Below are 851 nucleotides of genomic sequence, written 5' to 3' on the forward strand. Positions count from 1 at the left end.
AGCTACACGCTGGTCACCGATGTAGAAAACCTCACGCTGCTTGGAACGGCSGCCAYCARYGGCACGGGCAACACCCTGAACAATGTCCTGGTTGGCAATGCCGCCGCCAACACCCTGAGCGGCGGTGACGGCAACGACAAGCTCGACGGCCTTGCCGGCGCGGACACCCTGGTGGGTGGTTTGGGCGACGACGYCTACATCGTGGACAACGCCGGTGACACCGTCGTCGAGCAGGCCAACCAGGGCACGGATATTGTCTGTTCGGCGATCAGCTATACGCTGGTCACCGATGTAGAAAACCTCACGCTGCTTGGAACGGCGGCCATCAACGGCACGGGCAATGGACTGAACAATGTCCTGGTTGGCAATGCCGCCGCCAACACCYTGAGCGGCGGTGACGGCAACGACAAGCTCGACGGCCTTGCCGGCGCGGACAGCCTGGTGGGTGGTTTGGGCGACGACGTCTACGTCGTGGACAACGCCGGTGACACCGTCGTCGAGCAGGCCAACCAGGGTACGGATATTGTCTGTTCAGCGATCAGCTACACGCTGGGCGCTGATGTAGAAAACCTCACGCTGCTTGGAGCGGCGGCCATCAACGGCACGGGCAATGGACTGAACAATGTCCTGGTTGGCAATGCGGCCGCTAACACCCTGAGCGGCGGTGACGGCAACGACAAGCTCGACGGCCTTGCCGGCGCGGACACCCTGGTGGGTGGTTTGGGCGACGACGTCTACGTCGTGGACAACGCCGGCGACACTGTTGTCGAGCAGCTCAACCAGGGCACGGATATTGTCTATTCGGCGATCAACTACACGTTGGGCGCCAATGTAGAAAACCTCACGCTGCT

The 851-nt window shown here is 61.9% G+C and carries 1 protein-coding gene; it reads left to right on the plus strand.

Annotated elements, in window-relative coordinates:
• Positions 1-851: calcium-binding protein (locus AC1D0P_RS26215; RefSeq protein WP_477679399.1), on the plus strand; the 851-nt coding region annotated here is incomplete at both ends.

It is taken from the genome of Polaromonas sp. P1_G2 (genome assembly GCF_056405515.1).